Below are 17,570 nucleotides of genomic sequence, written 5' to 3'. Positions count from 1 at the left end.
GAGCGAGATAGAAGGTATCTCCGAATCTCTGCTTTTTGCAGGGATAGGAGTAGAGGGTGGAGTGAACCCACCCAGAGGGATAAGGGTAGGAATAACCTACCAAACTCCCTCAGAAGCTCCTTCCGTAAGGAAGGAGTAGTTCACTAAGTAAAAATTCTATAGTCTTTTCTGAGATTAAATCCTAATTTTAAGAAGGAATTAGCAATTTCTGAAGTTCCTTAATCTTATCTCTTAACTCTGCTGCTCTTTCAAATTCCCAATTTTTTGCTGCTTCTTTCATTTCTTTTTCAAGACGAGCTATTTCTTTAAGTAACTCTTCTTCTGTCTTTGGAGTGTTCTCCCTTTCTTCCTTCTTGTAAAAAGGCATTATTCCTGCATCTTCAAGAATACTTGTTTCAAGAGCTCTCTTTACAGTTTGAGGTGTTATACCGTATTTCTTGTTGTATTCTTTTTGAATTTTCCTTCTTCTTTCTGTTTCTTCGATTGCTTTTTTCATAGAAGGAGTAATTTTGTCAGCATAAAGAATTACTTTTCCGTTTACATTTCTTGCCGCTCTACCAATAGTTTGAATTAAAGAGGTAGTCGATCTTAAGAAACCTTCTTTGTCTGCATCAAGTATTGCAACAAGTGATACTTCTGGAAGGTCAAGACCTTCTCTTAAGAGGTTAACTCCCACAAGAACATCAAATTCTCCACTTCTTAATCCTCTTATGATTTCAACTCTTTCAACTGAATCTATCTCCGAATGCATGTATTTTGCTTTTATTCCTTTTTCAAGAAGGTATTTAGAAAGCTCTTCGGCACTCTTTTTAGTAAGTGTTGTAATAAGAATTCTTTCGTTTTTTTCTACTCTCTTTTTTATCTCAGATATTAAGTGATCTATTTGTCCTTCTGTTTTCCTTACTTCAACTATTGGATCAAGGAGTCCTGTTGGTCTTATTATCTGTTCAACAACTTTTTCAGAAACTTCAAGTTCAAAAGGTCCTGGAGTTGCAGAGACAAAAATTGCTTGGGGAACTCGCTTTAAAAATTCTTCAAAGTTTAAAGGTCTATTGTCATAAGCTGAAGGCAGTCTAAAACCATGTTCAATAAGATTATACTTTCTAGCTCTATCTCCTCTCCACATAGCCTTAATCTGAGGAACTGTTACGTGTGACTCATCTATGACAACAAGAAAATCATCTGGAAAGTAATTCAGAAGTGTAAACGGAGGCTCTCCAGGTTTTCTACCATCAAGATGTCTTGAGTAGTTCTCTATTCCTTTACAGTGACCTATTTCAAGAAGAAGCTCAATATCATATTTTGTTCTCTGTTCAATTCTCCTTGCCTCAAGTTCTTTTCCTTCTCTTAAAAAGTACTTTACTCTTTCTTCAAGCTCCTTTTCTATAGACTGAACAGCCTCAACTATCTTTGAGTAAGGAGTTGCATAGTGGGAAGCAGGATAGACTGTATAAGAATTAAACTCCTTCAAGACTTTCTGGTTGAAATAGTCAAGCATAACAATTGAATCAACCTCATCTCCAAAAAGCTCAACCCTTACAAAATGGTCTTCAACATCGGCAGGAAAAATGTCTATAACGTCACCTCTAACTTTGAAAATTCCAGGTTTTAACTCATACTCGCTTCTTTCATACCCAAGTGTTACAAGCTTTCTAATAACTTCATCTCTTTCGATTTCTTCTCCAACTTGAAATCTTAATGAAAGAGTTTTGTAGTAATCTGGTGAACCAAGGCCATAAATACAAGAAACAGAAGAAACAACTATAACATCTTGTCTTGTAAGAAGAGAAACCGTTGCAGAATGTCTCATTCTGTCTATTACAGGATTAATAGAGCAATCTTTTTCTATATAAAGATCTCTACTTGGAATGTAACTTTCTGGCTGGTAATAATCGTAGTAACTTATAAAGTATTCAACTGCATTTTCTGGAAAAAAGTTTTTTAGCTCATGATAAAGCTGAGCAGCAAGAACTTTGTTGTGAGAAATAACAAGAGTTGGTTTTTGAACTTCTTCAATGACTTTTGCAATTGTGTAAGTCTTACCGCTACCTGTAATACCAAGAAGAGTTTGGTACTTAAGACCTTTTTTAATTCCTTCAGAAAGTTCTTTTATAGCCTTAGGTTGATCTCCCTTTGGCTTAAAAGGTGAAACAACTTTAAATCTTCTTTTCATAGATTATAATTTATTCCTGTTTACAATAAATAGTTATCGGAGAAACAAGATGAGACTAAAACTTTTAACTTTATCTCTTATTCTCTGTTCTCAAGCTGTAGCTTCCGACTTCAATCTTGGAGTAAAGTTTTATAGAGATGGTCTTTATTCCCTTGCTGCAAAGACTTTCAGCGAAAATTTAGAAAATTTATCTCCAGAAGATTTTAAAAAGTACTATCAAATTATTTATCTATCGTTTCTAAATTCTAAAAACTTTAAAAGTCTTGAGGAACTAATTAACTACTGGGAAGGTAACTTTTACACATTTAAAAAAGGAGAGCTCTTAGCTTTAAAATCAATAATGAAACTTCATTCAGGTAAACCAATTAACCAGGTAATAGATAGAGAAGAGCTTATTAAACTTTCTATAGATGATAAGATAGCGTTTTTTAAAGTTCTTTCTAAATATTCCTTTTCTCCAGATGAACTTCTCTACATTGTAGATCTTTCTTCAAAAAGTACGGATTTAAAGGGAGCTCTTAAAGAAAGCGGTTTTTTGAAAAAGTGTTTGTCTACTGCACTTGAAAAAAAGAACTATCAATTAATAGATCTTCTTTTTGATGTTTACGGTAAGTGGTTTACTTCTCCAGAGGAAAGACTAGAATATGTTAAGTATCTTGAAAGAAAAAAAAGATTTTCCGAAGCTCTCTTTGAAATAGAAAAGCTTTATAAAGAATACCCAGAGGAAAAAGTAAAACTTGAACTTGCAAAAGTCTATTATCTAAATGGGAAGTACGAAGAAGCTCTTAATGCCCTTGAAAACGTTAATTCAGAAGAAGCAAAGTACTTAAAAGCATGGTGTTACTTTAAGCTTGGACATTCAGAAAAAATTCCTCAACTTATAGGTTTCAACGTATCAAGACCTCAGATTCCAGAAAAACTAAAAATTCTTTTAGATTTTTATCGTTCTACATTTTACGTGGAAAAACTAAAAAAACTATATCCTGAGCTTTATCCAAAAGCCTTAATCTTTTCATTTAGTACACAACAGCCACAATATATAGGTTCTTATCACGATCTTGGATATATTTATTACGAAAGAGGACTTTATAAAAAGTCCTTATCTATGCTTGAAAAAGCTGTTCAAAATCCAACTAACAAATTGCTTTTGCCAAGAACTTTATACCTTCTTGGAAAGATTGGTAGTCTAAATACGGAAATTGCATCTGTTGTTTACACAGAATTAATGAAGAATTACCAAAACACATCCTTTTATAAGGAAGCTCTAATACCAGCTGCAAAAAGTTATCTTTACAGTGGAAACACGGTTCTTGCTATAAAGCTTTTAAAATATGCAGAAGATCAATTAGGATTAGATACAGACGAAGTTAAAAAACTCCTTGGGATTAGCTATACAAATCAAAAAAATTTTAAAAAAGGAGTTCTCTATCTATCAAAGGTTTCCTTTAAAGACGGAGACACATCCACGATTTTAGCATTTGACTATTTCCAAATAGGCAATAAAGAAAAGGCTTTTGAAACTCTAAAAAGACAGATAAGTACAAATGGTTTATATCCCGAAGTCAACGGTGGAAGGTTAGTTTACCTTTCTAAGCTTTTAAAAAAAGAAAGCAAGATAAAAGATTTTCACTTTGAATCTCCAACTGTTCAACTTATGGCTGCTATAGTCTCAAATAATCCTAAAGAAGTTGAAAGACTCCTTCCCAAACTTCAAGGAAATGAGAAAATTGCTGCTGCTCTTTTCTTAGCACTTGAATATGAAAATTCAGCACCAGATAAAGCAATGGAATATCTTACCTTTATTTTCAACTATTCTACCGACAAATCTATATCAGGTTTTGCTAAGAAAATGCTAAATTATATTGCCTTTAAATCTAGGAACTTTGAACCTGTACTCTTTAACGATCCTAAGTTTATAGCTTACAATCCGGAAAATGGAATAACTTCTGTTGATACCTTAGTATCAAAGGCTGAAGACTATATCCAAACCGTAGAATACGGGAAAGCCTATGGACTCCTTAAGTTAGCTCTTCAAAGAACAACATTAGAAGATCTTAGAAGAAAAATCGTAAGAAGATTAGTTGAAATAGATTTAAAAGAAAGGAATTACGAGAGAGCTCTAAAGGACTTAGAACTTTTACCAAATACAAATGAGCTGAATAAAGACCTTAAAAATTACCTAAGATTTAAGGTTTTTCTTAGAATGGGTAAACTAATTGATGCTTACACTTCAGCTCAGTCTGTTAAAAATATAAACAATATTCCACAAGAAGAAAGAAGCCTTTTCTTAGCAAAACTTGCTGGTTATTACAAACTTACAGGAGAAAAGGAGAAAGCTCTAAAATTTATAAAAGAACTTCTAAATCTTGGTAAATTTTCTTCGGTAGACTACAACGACCTTGTCGGACTTGCAATTTTTGCAGAAAAACAAGAAAAACTTTCTGAAGCCGAGAAGTTAATTAACGAAGCCATTAAAAAGGCTAAAACAAAAGAGCAAAAAGCTGAATCTCTCTTCTGGAAAGCTTCAATTCAAGCTAAAAGAGGAAAAACTGAAGAAGCAATTCTTAACTATATGAAAATAAGCTATGAATACGGTGATATTGAGCCTTGGGCGTCTACCTCACTTTACAGAGCTGCTCAACTTTTTGAACAAAAAGGAGATTACGAACAAGCTTTAAAGCTTTATCAAAAAGTAATCAAGTTAAAAGCTGGAACAAAAGAAGGCGAAATAGCCGCAGAAAGGGTAAAATCTCTTTTACAAAAGCTTAAAAAGGAGGAGTGATGGCAAAACAAAATAAGTTTTTAAAACTTCTTGCAGATAGAGTTGCAAATAACCTTTTAGAAAACGAGTATGTCATTGCAGATAATCCTGAAGACTTTAAGAAAAAAATATATGAAATTCTTTATAACGATTACATAGCAGAAAAAGAGTTAGAGGAAGAAGCCGAGAAAATAATTCAGGAAAATGCAGAAGAGGTTACCTATAGAGGCGTTTCTATTCATAAAGCAAGAAAACTCATAAAAGAAAGATTAGCAAAAGAAAAGGGAATTTCTGTAGTCGGTAGTATTTTCTCCAGAGAAAAGGCAAATTATCTTGCAGGAAAAATTCTTAGGCTCATCTTAACGGATGAAGAATTAGACTATACCCAAGAAAGAGGAGTAATAAGATCAATTATAGTCAAGTCTTTTGAAGAAGTAGCAAAGTTAAGAAAAGAAATAGACAAAAACGTAAGAGAAAAAATAGCCTCTCATTCAAGACCGATTTATGAAGGAACTCCCGAATGGTATGCACTTTATAGACGCTACTATAACGAAGAATTAATAGAAAGAGGCTTAATTGACGCCGAATCTGAAGTGTAGATTTCGATACTTGCTTATTTTTTGGATTTTCTTTGTTCCATGGGCTATTTATAGTTACTTCTTTGGAGAGAATTCTTTATCTACATATTTGAAATTAAAGGAAACCTATAAACAGCTGAAGAAAGAGGAAAATTACTGGAAAAACCAAAACGAAATTCTCAAGGAAAGACTTTCTGCTTTTGAGAAAAACAAAGAATTTTACTACCACAAGCTTGCAAGGGAAATGTTTCTTAAAGGGAAAAAAGGAGAAGAGGTGATCTTACTTGTTAAGTGAAAAAATAAAGAAGAAAATTTTACCCTACGGAAAGTTTACAGAAACTTTTATAATTGATGAATTCAGTTTTGATTTTTTTGCTTTTCTTGAAACCAACTTAGTTCATACAACTTTTTTTATAAAAGATTATGAGATAAAAAGTTATTTTTATATCTTTGGAAAAAGGTTTCATCAATTATATCTAGATGATTTTAAAGAAATTTTGAACATTTCCTTATCAGTTTCTAAAAAATTACTAAAAACTCCAGAAGATCATTATCTTTCTACTTTTATTTTTATCCTTGAAACTGAAAAAACAGAAGAAAAAGTTATAGAAACTATTCAGAAAACCCTTATTTCAAAAAGCATTTGGTTTGGACTAAAAGGTTCTTATAAAGTAGGATTTGTTTTGTCTTTCAAGGAAAAACTTTTCTATCCTGAGGAAATAAAACCTTTTCTCTCTTGGCTTCTTGATTGATAGTTCAAAATGGAAAACCAAACGAAATGTGAATTCTTCCTCTTCCTTCTCCCGAAACCTTTTTGAGTTTAAATCCGTAATCAATTCTTAAAGGTCCAACAGGAGTTATGTACCTCAATCCTATACCCACAGAAGAATACCACTTTAAAAAGTTCAAGTCGACATTATTTATCTGTGGAAAAACATTACCTGAATCGTAAAAGAGAGCAAACTGCAAGTTTTTCTTAAAATTGAATCTATTTTCAATACTTAAAAGAAGATACGCATTTCCACCTATGAAGTTTCCTTTTTCATCCTTAGGTGATATCGTTCCATACTTGTAACCTCTAATACTTTCAGCACCTCCAAGATAAAAACGGTCTTGTAGTGGTACGGTACTTCCTCTTATTGGTTCTATTATTCCTACTCCTGTCCTCAATGCTATGACAGAACTTTTAAATAAAGGCAACAAATAAAGGAATTTTGTATTTACCTTATAGTAATCTGTATTTCCTCCTAAGATTAATCCCGATAGTAAAAGGGTAAGTTGAGTAAGATAACCTTTGGTTGGATTAAACGTATTATTTCTTTTATCGTAAATTTGATCGTAGTAAACTGCTCTTTTTACAAAGCGTTTTTCAGTTTGAATAGAAGTTTCGAGAATTTTTTCTCTTCCTATTTCCAGTCCCCATGTTTGTTCTAAATGTCTTGCTCTTCTACGTGTAATTGAAAAATTGTAAATGGTTCTATTAGCTATAAAACTTTCAAAGATCTGTTCTTTTTTTACTATACTATAGGAGGTTTCATAATCTTTTGACGGGAAAAAGGGCTTTCTTAGTCTAAAAACCGCATCATAACCTTCTTTTTGCCTATAATTTCCAAAAAGAGAGTACTTTATACCATAACCTAAAGGAGAAGTGCTTGATAAAAGCCCATTTAAAACATATCCGGAATGAGTTCCATATCCCACAAAACCTCTTGAACGAAGTAAAGCGCCTTCTTTTAACGTTATTACTTCATTAATACATCCGTCAGTTTTAAAATCTTCAAAGTTAACAGTTGAAAAGAGACGACTTTCTGAAAAAAGAGAATACTGCTTTATCACTTTCTTTCTTGAGTAAACTTCTCCCGGTTCCAAGACAAAAATATTCTTGATAAAGCTTAAACGAGTTCTTTTTAAACCCTGAACAAGAACATATCCAAACTTATACTTTTTACCAGGAAGAATAGAAATTGATAAGTGAACAAATTTTTTCTTTTTTTCTTCCTTTATTTTTTCTTTCACATTGATAGATACGTCTGGATATCCCTTTCCTGCGTAACACTCTAATAGTTTATCTTTAAGCTGTTCTATAACTTCTTTTGTGTAAGGAAGAGGCACACTTAGATTTAGTTTCTTTGAACAAGAAATCAAATCACCATGAATGGAGTAAGAAGTTATTAAATACTTTTTTCCTAAATTTACTTTCAAAATAAGAGTATTTTCTTTTACTGCATAAGATACATTTGCATCTTTATATCCTTTCTTTTTTAGATCAAGTTTTATCTGAGTAATAAAATTTTTTATTCTTTCTAGAGAAAAAGGTTTTCCTATAAGTTCTCTTAAACTAAAATCTCTAAAACTATTAGGAATTACTCTTACTGTTTTAATAATAGTATACTTTCCTTCATATATGATAAATGTCAAAATGACTTTTCCTGTATTTTCCTGTGTTTCTACTTTAACTTTTGCAAAAGGATACCCGTTGTTCTTGTAAAAATTCTCTATGTTTTTAATTGAATTTTCTATTTCAAACTCATCTAAGGATTTTGCTTTTTTGAAAGTTAAAAGTTTTTTAAGAGTCTCAGTTGAAAAGTGTTTGTTGCTTTTGAAGTTAATTACATACTTCTTTCCAGGTTTTACCTTAATAAATAGCTTGATACGTTTTTTTCCTTGGATAGAATAATCCTTTTTTTCAAGCAAAATTAATGAATATCTAACTGAAACGTTGTAGTAGTTTTTTTCAATAAAAAAGTTTTCTATTTTTTCAATAGCAGATTTAATTTTGTTTATGTTTACAGACTTTTGAAGAAACTTTCCAAAGGTTTTTTCTACAAAAGGTTTAAATTGTTCCGGAGCAACTATTTCAACCTTATCCACTACAAAAAGAGGACCTGTATATATATTAACTATAAGAACGTAACCTGTGGGAGTTGACTTTTTAAGAAAAGAAATCTTGCTACTTCTATAGCCAAAAGAACGAAGTTTTAAAAGAAGAAGCTGTTTAGCACTATCAAGGAGATCATTGCTTAGTTTTTTCTGAAGAAGAAGGAGCTCTACAGTTTTCAAGGATTCTGATATTTCTTTAGGAGCTCCCTTAAAAACAACTTTTCTAATTATTTCACATTTTTCAACGAAGATTTTATCTCCATGAACAAAAGTTCTATAGCCCAAAAACTCCAGTAATGCAGAAGTAACCTCTTTACAATCTGTAAATTTACATACTTCTTTAGATTGTTCTTTAATTTGTTTCAGAAGCTCTCTATCTAAATAAACATTTTTTCCAACAATAATTTCTAAACCCAAAGCTTTTAAAGGTAGAAAAATAAACAGTAAAAAAATCAACAGTCTCATACTTTACCTTTTATATAGGGTATATTTCCAAATAATACCTTTTCTACCTTTTCTTCAGAAAGAAGCTCATTTACAGCTCTTTCTGCTTCCTCTTCAAGAATTCCAAGAGCTGATGCAATTTCATCAATCGGACAGGGACGCCTTTTAACAAGGTTGTATATCTCTTCCTTTATCTCAGAAATAGGCATTTTTTTCTTTTCGGCTTTGGAAATAGCAACAATTTCCGTTGCAGGATAACCAATCTTTTTCTTTATTCTTTTCAATTCCTCAAAACTTAAACCTACAACATTATAAGCCGGTGGTCTTGCGACTGTATTAATCTGCCATTTTTGAGGCTTAAGCCTGTGAATAATCTCACCTATTCTTTCAATTTCTTCTTCGCTATCATTTATTCCTTTAACAAAAAGAGTTTCTATCCAAACTTCAGACCCACCTTTTTTAATGAGTTTTTCTATTCCCTCAACTATCATTTCAATATTTAATCCTTGAGAAGGTCTATTTATTTTCTTAAAGGTTTTTTGTGTTGCAGCGTCAAGAGAGGGTAAAATTATATCTATTCCATTTATATCCTGAAGAACATCTTCCCGATGAAAAAGAGAGGCATTCGTAAGGAGAGCAAGCTTATAAGAATAGTTTTCTTTTATCCATCTTACAAGTTCTCCAAGCCTTGAAAAAAGAGTGGGTTCTCCATATCCCGAAAAAGTTATGTAATCTATTTCCGGCTTATAACTTAAGAATTCCCTTAGTTCATCCTTTACTGTGTCAAAAGGCACGTATTCAGCTCTTTCTAAGGTTTTCTTTGTAGTTTTTCCTACTTCACAGTAAAGACAATCCATACTACAGACTTTATGAGGAACCAAATCAATTCCAAGGGATAACCCTAAGCGTCTTGAAAATACAGGACCAAAGATATAATTCATAAAAACCCCCAACCGAGTGATAAAATAAACACTCTGAAATTTATACAAAATTTAGAGTGGGGAAGGAAATGGCCGAAACCTTAAAGTACAGGGAACAGTGGAGTACAAAGCTTGGACTTATCCTTGCAATGGCCGGAAATGCAGTAGGACTTGGAAACTTCCTGAGATTTCCTACACAGGCAGCAGAAAATGGTGGTGCCTTTATGATTCCATATATGATTGCAATGCTTGTAATTGCTATACCACTTATGTGGACAGAGTGGGCAATCGGTAGATACGGTGGAGCAAAAGGACACGGAACAACTCCTGCTATTTTCCGACTTCTGTGGAAAAATCCTATAGCAAAGTATATAGGAGCTCTAGGACTTTTCATTCCTTTTGTTGTTCTCTGTTATTACATTTATATTGAATCGTGGACTTTAGGTTATTCGTTCTTTTCTCTGTTTGGAATGCTTCCCCATCCTGATTCTTCACTTCCTCAAGATCAATATTTGAAACCTTTTTCTGAATTCTTAAGTTGGTATACCAAGCCATCTCTTATTGCTTACTTCTTTTTTCTCGTAACCATAGCCTTTAATGCTTATATTCTCTATAAAGGAGTAAGTGGTGGCATTGAAAAATTTGCAAAACTTGCAATGCCAACTTTATTTATTCTCGCAACTATTTTAATGATAAGAGTAATTTTGATAGAAACACCAAATGGAACAGCAGTAGAGGGGCTTAACTTCCTGTGGCATCCAGATTTTTCACAGCTACTAAACCCTCAAGTATGGCTTTCTGCTGCGGGACAGGTTTTCTTTACATTGAGTCTTGGTTTTGGCGCAATCATTACCTATGCTTCTTACATTAAGAAAGATGATGATATTGTGGCATCTGGACTTTCGGCTGCTTCCTTAAACGAATTTGCAGAAGTTATTTTAGGAGGTTCAATAGCTATTCCTGCTGCTGTTGCCTTTTTTGGAGTAATGAATGCTCAAAGCGTTGCAGAAAGCGGTGCTTTTAATCTTGCCTTTGTAAGTTTACCAGCAATTTTCTCAAACCTTACAGGAGGAAATATCTTAGGTTTTCTTTGGTTTTTCTTATTATTTTTTGCCGGTGCAACTTCGTCAGTTGCAATCAGTATGCCTATTGTTGCCTTTCTTCAGGATGAATTTAAACTAAATAGAAAAGTTGCTGTTACTGCGACTGTTATTTTTACTTTCTTAGTGGCACAAATACCTATTTTCCTTCCAAAAGCTCTTGATGAAATGGATTTTTGGGCAGGAACTTTCTTTGTAGTTCTTTTTGCACTTCTTGAAGTTTTAATCTTTTTCTGGTTCTTTGGAGATAAAAAGGCATGGGAAGAGATAAATAGGGGAGGACTATTTAAGGTTCCACGAATTTACTACTATATTCTAAAGTATGTAACTCCTTTTTCTCTTTTCGTTATACTTACTGCGTGGAGTATTGAGATACTTCCAAAAGTTTTATCTGAAACAACAATGGAAGTTTGGATAGCAAGATTTGTAATGATATTTATTTTACTTCTTCTATTCTTTCTTGTTTACATAGCTAATAAAAGAAATGGGGAGTCAGCATGAAAGGGAGCTCTCTTCTTTTTATGATATTTTCTTGGATGCTTGTTGTCGGATTTGTCGTATTCTGCTTTACGGTTATATTGAGAGAAGGAGAAAAGAAAGTAAAGAAAAGTGAAAGAAACTTTGAGTTTGAAAGAGAGGAAATTACTTAAATGATTAGACTCAGAAGTCTGAAATTGGAAGGATTTTTGTCTCACAGGCTAACAGAATTAGAGTTTGACGATGAATCATACGTAATTCTTGGAGAAAATGCTTCAGGAAAGACATCTATTTTAAGAGGAATTTTCTTTGCTCTCTTTGGAAAAGATTTTTCTTCTGATAAGCTGGAAAGAATAGTTAATAAACAAACAAACAAACTTTCAGTTTTTCTATCCTTTTTACATAGAGGAAATCTTTATACAGTAAAAAGAAAGTTTTCTCTTGTAAGAAAAAAAAGTGAAGCAGAACTAGAAAAGAATGGGAAACCTATAGCTATAGGTGTAAAAAACGTTAACCACGTAATAGAGAAAGAATTAGGACTTGATCCAAACATCTTTAGGAATACGGTCTACATTCCTCAAGGAGAAATCCTTACCTTATTTGAAATTGCAAGGAAAGAGAAAAGACAAGTTCTAAATAGACTTTTAGGATTAGAGGAAATTAATCGGAAGCACGAAAAGGTAAAAGTTTTTATAAATAGGATAAAAGTTTTAAGAGATGCTCTTTTAGAAAAGAAAAAAAGTTTTGAGGAATTGGAAGTTGAAATAAGAAAGCTACAAAAAGAAGTAGAAAAGACTAAAAAGAGTATAGCAAAGTTAAGGGCAGAGCTTGCACAGGAAAAAGCACTTTTAGATAATCAGGAAAAACTGTGTAAAAACTATAGAGAAAAAAGAAATGAATATAACAAACTAAGAGAAAGTCTTCGAAATTTAAAAAATCTATTAGAAGGAACGACTGAAGAAGTAAAAAGGCTAAATCAAAAGATAGTTGAGATTGAAAAGCAACAAGCTCTTATTCCTCAAATAGAAAAGGAATTAAAAATTTTAGATCCGTTAAAAATGATAAGAGCTATTCTTGACGAAATTAGTCAACTTAGACTGGAAGAAAAGGAAATAGAATCAAAATTAAAAGAGCTGGAAAACATAGAAAAAGAACTTTTGGAGCTCAGTAAAAAAGTACCTAAACTTAAAGAAACTTTTCGTGAAACTGAACTGCTTTTAGAACATAAAAAGAAAGAGTTAAGAGAAACAGAAAAAGTCTTTAAAGAGCTTAAGACTTTGGAAAAGTCCTTTAGAGAGATTACGATTAGATTATCTGATAAGCAAAAAGATCTGAAAAGTTTAGATGAAAGGATTAGAGAATTACCTAGAATAGAAAAAGCAAAAGAATTAAGTAAGAAAAAGAAGGATACACTAAAAGAATTAGAGAATACGGATAAAGAAATAGCTACCATAGAAGCCAAACTAGAAGAGGTAGAAAAAAGGATAAAAATTCTTGAAAGTTCGGAAAGTCTTAGCTGTCCAGTCTGCGGTTCTCCGATGGATAAAGTAGAGAAAGAAAAATTCCTTTTAGATAGTAAAAAAGAAATAGATAATAGTATTAAGGTCTTAAAACAGCTCAAAAAAAAGAAAGAAAAGCTTAAAGAACTTATGGATTCTTTAGAAAAAAAGGTAGAAAAATTCCTTCAATTAGAAGAACGAAAAAATCAGTTAATAAGAGATCGTGAAAGATTTTTAGAAGAAGTTAAGGAATTGAAAAATAAATTGAATAAACTTTCTTTCAATTACGATAGATTGAGAAAAACCGAAGAACTCTTTACCTCTTTGAAAGAGCAAGTTGCAGCATTAGAGGAAAAGAAGAAAAATTTAGAAAGGGAAGCTAAAGAGTTAGAAACTAAAAAAGCTAATCTGTCAAAAAACTACGATACTAAACTTAAAGAAGAACTGCAAAATAGACTCAAATCTTTAAAAACAAAAGAATTCTTTTTTCTAAACAAAATCAAGAAAATAAAAGAAGAACATAATCTTTGCGTTTCTTCAGCAAAAGAAGTAGACATAAAATTAAAAGAGTTAGAAACTACAAAGGAAAAGCTGAATAAAATTCAAGGAGAAGCGAGAAACCTCAATTTTTACTATGGAGAAAAGAAGAAGAAAGAAGACTTAATAAAAAGTTTAGAAAAAGAAGTACTATCTGTTCAAGAAGAAATAGAAAAACTTAACTACAGTGAAGAAGAATATCTAACCTTAGAGGAAACTTATGAAAAGCAGAAAGAGAGAGTAGAAAGCTTAGAAAAAGAGCTCTCAAGAGAATTAGGAAAACTTGAAACCTTAGAAAAGCAATTAAAAGTAAATATTAAAAAGTTAAAACAGAAAGAAAGCGATATTAAACTTCTTGAAAGGGTAGAAAATGTAGTTAGAGTAGTTAACGCCGTTGCTGAGGGAGTTCATCCTGAAAAGGGCTTCCTTCAGAAAGTAAGGAAATCTCTTCTTCCGCAAATAGCACTATATTGTAAGGATTTCTTTGAAGAATTCGACTTTGAATTTGGGGATATAGATATATCCGAAGACTTAACTGTTACTTTTGGTATTCCTGGAAGAGGAACTATGCAAGTTGAAGAATTCTCTGGAGGACAGCAGATAGCATTTGCTTTATCTTTAAGGTTTGCAATGGCAAGATACTTTTCTCAAAACTTTGAACTTCTAATTCTTGATGAACCAACCATTCATCTTGATCAGCAAAGACGCCAAAGTCTTACAGATCTTCTTATTAAGTTAAAGAACAAAATACCACAAATGATAATTGTTACTCATGATCCAGAATTAGAAGTTGTAGGAGATAGAGTTATAAGAGTCAAAAACATAGATGGAAACTCCGAAGTCTCTGTTATGTAGAAAGTCTTAAAAAGGAGGTTTGATTGATAAAAGTAACTTTAGAGCTTAGTCCTGAAGACTTTTACACAATAGTTGGCCATCACGAGGAAAACTTAAGAAAACTTGCAGAAATTCTCAATGTAAAGCTTGGTTCTCGCGGCAACGAAATAATGATAAGTGGTAGTATGGAAAACGAAAAAAGAGCAGAACAATTTTTCAAAGATCTCGAAGATTTAGTGAAATCTGGACACAAGCTTACAAAAGCCGATGTTGATATGTACATGACTCAGCTTTCAACCGGAAGAGATTCTAAGATAAAAGAAAGTGTAGAAGAAATAGTTACTACCTATAGAGGAAAAAAGATAGTTGCAAAAACATTAACTCAGAAAAAGTATATTCAGGCAATAAGAGAAAATGACATTGTATTTGGAGTTGGACCTGCAGGAACGGGAAAAACATACTTGGCTGTTGCTGCAGCTGTTGCTCACTTTAAAAAAGGTACTGTGAATAGATTAATCCTTACAAGGCCTGCTGTTGAAGCTGGAGAAAAACTTGGTTTTCTTCCTGGAACTCTACAGGAAAAAATAGATCCATACCTTAAACCACTTTATGATGCTCTTTTTGAAATGATAGAACCAGAAAAAGTGAATTCCTTCTTGGAAAGGAATATTTTTGAAATAGCTCCTCTTGCTTATATGAGAGGAAGAACCTTAAACGATGCATTTATCATTTTAGACGAAGCTCAAAATACTACGAGAGAACAGATGAAAATGTTCTTAACGAGATTAGGTTTTGGTTCTAAAGTTGTAATTACAGGTGACATAACGCAAATCGATCTTCCTTCGAAAGAAAGGTCTGGTCTTGTAGAAGCTCTTAAGATTCTAAAAGGAATAAAAGGTATAGAGATAATTAAATTTTCAAGAGAAGATGTTGTAAGACATAGACTTGTTCAGGAGATAATTAAGGCCTATGAAGAGTATGAAAACAGAAACGATAAGTAAGTTATACCTCTATGGACTTATATTCTTAAGTGCTTTTTTCATTACATTTGTAATGTTACCTATAAGTTTTGTTAATATTCCAGTTTTAAAACCTGGAGATATAAGTCCTGTTGATATCCGTTCTCCAATTAGTATAAAAGTAGAAAATAGAGAAGCCACTGAAAAAGCAAAAGAAAAGGCAAGAAGAAAAGTAGAACCTATTTTCATTTACAACAAGGATGCTGAAAAAGAAACAGAAAAAACAGTAAAAGAATTGAAAGAAATTTCTCCTGAAGAAAAAGAGCTTATTAAAAGGCTTTTGCTATCCTATTACAAAAAAGGAATTCTTTCAGAAGTTCCTCAAGGTTACAAGCAAATAGTGGTTATCACACCTAAAGGAAAGAAAAAAAGAAAAGTCTCGGAATTTCTTACTAAGAAAAGACTAAAAGAACAATTACAGAAAGACTTATCTTTATCATTAAAAGACAAGCAGAAAGTAGAAATCATTACCAATCAAATTTTTTCTGATATTAAACCGAACTTTATCTACAGTAAAGAAAGGACAGAAGCTCTTAAAAAAGAAGCTGAATTAAAGGTAAAGCCCATTTATATTGAACTTCGGAAAGGAGAAGTAATAGTAAAGAAAGGAGAAAAGGTTACTCCTTCTGAAGTTGAAAAAATAGAAATAATTAGAAAAGAAAAGGGTAAAGGAAAAAGTTTAAATAAATATCTATCTATTTTCCTTCTCTCTCTAACTCTCTTTTATGTGATGACAAAACTTTACTCAATAATTAGCCCATCTGCAGCTGTAACAAAGAATATAATCTTTTCCTTTTCAGTTGTAATCTTAGACATATTTCTTATTAGAATTTTTACCTTTTTCTTTAAACTTCTCTTTGAAAATCTCAATATTCCTATACATGAAGGTTTACTTTACATTCCTGTATTTACCTCAACTATATTTGCTTCGATGTTTATAACTAAAAAAGTAGCAACGCTTCATATACTTCCAATCTCAATAATTCCTTCTTTTATGCTTTCAAAGCCAGAGTTTTTCATAGTTCCAGTATCAATTGGTATTATCTTTTCTTGTTTTGACTCAAGAAGATATAAAAATAGAGAAGCAATTTATAAAAGTGCTTTTACTGCAGGTGTAGCCATAACCGCAATTCAATTGATCATTCTTTTATACTACTTCAGTTTTGACTTTGATGCTGCTTTTATCATTTATCCTTTATTAACTTTATTTGGAGCACTAATAACTGCAATAACTGTTAATGGTTTAAGTCCAATTTTCATCAACATCTTCAAGTTTACAACTGATATGGTTTTCTGGGAACTCATAAACCTCAATCATCCATTACTTAGAAAGCTAGTACTAAAAGCACCAGGAACCTATAGTCACTCTGTAATGGTTGCGACTTTAGCAGAAGCAGCTGCAGAAACCATAGGAGCAAACGCACTATTGGCAAAAACAGGAGGATTATTCCACGACATAGGAAAACTAAAAAATCCGCAGGCCTTTATAGAAAATCAAACAAACGGCATTAATATACACGACAAACTTTCTCCTGAAAAAAGTGCTACTATACTAAGAGCTCATGTAGAGTGTGGAGAAGAACTTGGAAAAAAATACGGTCTTCCTGTGAAAATAATTGACATAATAAAGCAACATCATGGTACAAAGTTAATGAAGTATTTTTACCATAAAGCAAAAGAAATGTATGGAGAGGAAAAGGTCGACGAAAAAAAATTTAGATATCCAGGGCCTAAACCTCAATTTAAAGAAGCTGGAATTGTTATGCTTGCAGATACAGTAGAAGCCGCTGTAAGATCAATGAAAGATAAAAATATTAACCTTGATGAATTTATTCATAAGTTGATAATGGAAACCGTTGAGGATGGGCAGCTTAATCAAAGTGGACTTTCTTTAAAAGATATTAGTTTAATAGAGAAAGTATTTAAAAAAGTACTATCAGGCGTATATCATAATCGAATAGAGTATCCTGATGATAAAAGCGATAAGAGGAATAATAAAAGGAATTAAGTTTGCTTTAGAAGGTTGGTCTTTTGCTTTTAGAAACGATGAGCATTTTAGAATAAATTCGATTTTAAGTTTTAGCGGAGTTATTCTATCCCTTATTTTTCTTTCAGATTGCAAAGCTTTGTTAATTGCACTGATAAACTATTTAGTTTTTGTTGTAGAACTTATAAACACAGCAATAGAAAGAGCAGTTGATACAGCAACAAGCGACTATCATCTTTTAGCTAAAGCTGCAAAAGATGTATCTGCATCTGCTGTATTATCTATTGGCATTTTCGCTCTTATTGTTGATATAATGTTTTTATTACCGGTAATTCTAAAAAAAATTTAATTTAGGAGTAAA

13 protein-coding genes are annotated in these 17,570 nt (G+C 32.1%); 10 read left to right on the top strand and 3 right to left on the bottom strand.

From position 1 onward, the window contains the following. Positions 1-187: 187 nt before the first annotated feature. Complete coding sequence (gene uvrB / locus DESTER_RS03495) at positions 188-2,173, bottom strand: excinuclease ABC subunit UvrB (protein ID WP_013638286.1); 1,986 nt, start codon at positions 2,171-2,173, stop codon at positions 188-190. A gap of 49 nt (positions 2,174-2,222) precedes the next feature. Here uvrB and DESTER_RS03490 point away from each other — a divergent pair, with 49 nt between their 5' ends. The 4 genes from DESTER_RS03490 to DESTER_RS03475 are packed head-to-tail and all read left to right on the top strand — an operon-like array spanning position 2,223 to position 6,264. Then, positions 2,223-4,955, top strand: a complete 2,733-nt coding sequence (locus DESTER_RS03490) for a CDC27 family protein (protein WP_013638285.1) — start codon at positions 2,223-2,225, stop codon at positions 4,953-4,955. Then, positions 4,955-5,533, top strand: coding sequence for a DUF507 family protein (locus tag DESTER_RS03485; RefSeq protein ID WP_013638284.1), 579 nt, complete (start codon positions 4,955-4,957; stop codon positions 5,531-5,533). Before DESTER_RS03490 ends, DESTER_RS03485 begins: the two co-directional genes overlap by 1 nt. After that, positions 5,511-5,807 (top strand): FtsB family cell division protein, encoded by a 297-nt coding sequence (locus DESTER_RS03480; protein WP_013638283.1) that lies wholly within the window; start codon positions 5,511-5,513, stop codon positions 5,805-5,807. The genes DESTER_RS03485 and DESTER_RS03480 overlap by 23 nt, the downstream gene beginning before the upstream one ends. Continuing rightward, a complete protein-coding gene (locus tag DESTER_RS03475; RefSeq protein ID WP_013638282.1) occupies positions 5,797-6,264 on the top strand; it encodes a DUF8052 family protein in 468 nt (155 codons plus the stop codon). Before DESTER_RS03480 ends, DESTER_RS03475 begins: the two co-directional genes overlap by 11 nt. 4 nt (positions 6,265-6,268) lie before the next feature. Here the strand turns inward: DESTER_RS03475 and DESTER_RS03470 are convergent, their stop codons facing one another. Both DESTER_RS03470 and DESTER_RS03465 read right to left on the bottom strand, forming a co-directional pair. Further along, positions 6,269-8,857: a BamA/OMP85 family outer membrane protein gene (locus tag DESTER_RS03470; RefSeq protein WP_013638281.1), complete on the bottom strand. Its 2,589-nt coding sequence runs from the start codon at positions 8,855-8,857 to the stop codon at positions 6,269-6,271. Next, a complete protein-coding gene (locus DESTER_RS03465; protein WP_013638280.1) occupies positions 8,854-9,777 on the bottom strand; it encodes a radical SAM protein in 924 nt (307 codons plus the stop codon). Before DESTER_RS03465 ends, DESTER_RS03470 begins: the two co-directional genes overlap by 4 nt. A 68-nt stretch (positions 9,778-9,845) precedes the next feature. Between DESTER_RS03465 and DESTER_RS03460 the strand changes: the two genes are divergently transcribed. Genes DESTER_RS03460 through DESTER_RS03440 form a run of 6 tightly spaced genes read left to right on the top strand, consistent with a single transcriptional unit; the run spans position 9,846 to position 17,558 of the window. Continuing rightward, on the top strand, positions 9,846-11,357 hold the full coding sequence (locus DESTER_RS03460; protein ID WP_013638279.1) for a sodium:neurotransmitter symporter family protein: 1,512 nt from the start codon (positions 9,846-9,848) through the stop codon (positions 11,355-11,357). Beyond that, entirely contained in the window at positions 11,354-11,506 is a 153-nt protein-coding gene (locus DESTER_RS08290) for a hypothetical protein (protein ID WP_013638278.1), read from the top strand. The genes DESTER_RS03460 and DESTER_RS08290 overlap by 4 nt, the downstream gene beginning before the upstream one ends. After that, positions 11,507-14,224 (top strand): AAA family ATPase, encoded by a 2,718-nt coding sequence (locus DESTER_RS03455; protein ID WP_013638277.1) that lies wholly within the window; start codon positions 11,507-11,509, stop codon positions 14,222-14,224. A 23-nt stretch (positions 14,225-14,247) separates the two neighbouring features. Beyond that, positions 14,248-15,204 carry a PhoH family protein gene (locus tag DESTER_RS03450; protein WP_013638276.1) on the top strand — a complete coding sequence of 319 codons (957 nt, stop codon included), beginning with the start codon at positions 14,248-14,250 and terminating at the stop codon, positions 15,202-15,204. Then, the gene (locus tag DESTER_RS03445) at positions 15,173-17,230 is read left to right on the top strand and encodes an HD family phosphohydrolase (RefSeq protein ID WP_013638275.1); all 2,058 of its coding nucleotides are present in this window, start codon (positions 15,173-15,175) and stop codon (positions 17,228-17,230) included. The genes DESTER_RS03450 and DESTER_RS03445 overlap by 32 nt, the downstream gene beginning before the upstream one ends. Beyond that, positions 17,193-17,558, top strand: a complete 366-nt coding sequence (locus DESTER_RS03440; protein ID WP_013638274.1) for a diacylglycerol kinase family protein — start codon at positions 17,193-17,195, stop codon at positions 17,556-17,558. The genes DESTER_RS03445 and DESTER_RS03440 overlap by 38 nt, the downstream gene beginning before the upstream one ends. Positions 17,559-17,570: the final 12 nt, after the last annotated feature.

The sequence above is a fragment of the Desulfurobacterium thermolithotrophum DSM 11699 genome (assembly GCF_000191045.1).
Classification (GTDB): domain Bacteria; phylum Aquificota; class Aquificia; order Desulfurobacteriales; family Desulfurobacteriaceae; genus Desulfurobacterium; species Desulfurobacterium thermolithotrophum.
The sequence above is the reverse complement of the archived record's forward strand: the minus strand, read 5'-3'. Positions and strand labels throughout refer to the sequence as shown.

Excerpts from the sequence above, each read along its gene's own strand:
- uvrB (WP_013638286.1), bottom strand. The coding sequence starts at position 2,173 with ATGAAAAGAAGATTTAAAGTTGTTTCACCTTTTAAGCCAAAGGGAGAT.
- DESTER_RS03490 (WP_013638285.1), top strand. The coding sequence starts at position 2,223 with ATGAGACTAAAACTTTTAACTTTATCTCTTATTCTCTGTTCTCAAGCT.
- DESTER_RS03485 (WP_013638284.1), top strand. The coding sequence starts at position 4,955 with ATGGCAAAACAAAATAAGTTTTTAAAACTTCTTGCAGATAGAGTTGCA.
- DESTER_RS03470 (WP_013638281.1), bottom strand. The coding sequence starts at position 8,857 with ATGAGACTGTTGATTTTTTTACTGTTTATTTTTCTACCTTTAAAAGCT.
- DESTER_RS03465 (WP_013638280.1), bottom strand. The coding sequence starts at position 9,777 with ATGAATTATATCTTTGGTCCTGTATTTTCAAGACGCTTAGGGTTATCC.
- DESTER_RS03460 (WP_013638279.1), top strand. The coding sequence starts at position 9,846 with ATGGCCGAAACCTTAAAGTACAGGGAACAGTGGAGTACAAAGCTTGGA.
- DESTER_RS08290 (WP_013638278.1), top strand. The coding sequence starts at position 11,354 with ATGAAAGGGAGCTCTCTTCTTTTTATGATATTTTCTTGGATGCTTGTT.
- DESTER_RS03455 (WP_013638277.1), top strand. The coding sequence starts at position 11,507 with ATGATTAGACTCAGAAGTCTGAAATTGGAAGGATTTTTGTCTCACAGG.
- DESTER_RS03445 (WP_013638275.1), top strand. The coding sequence starts at position 15,173 with ATGAAGAGTATGAAAACAGAAACGATAAGTAAGTTATACCTCTATGGA.
- DESTER_RS03440 (WP_013638274.1), top strand. The coding sequence starts at position 17,193 with ATGATAAAAGCGATAAGAGGAATAATAAAAGGAATTAAGTTTGCTTTA.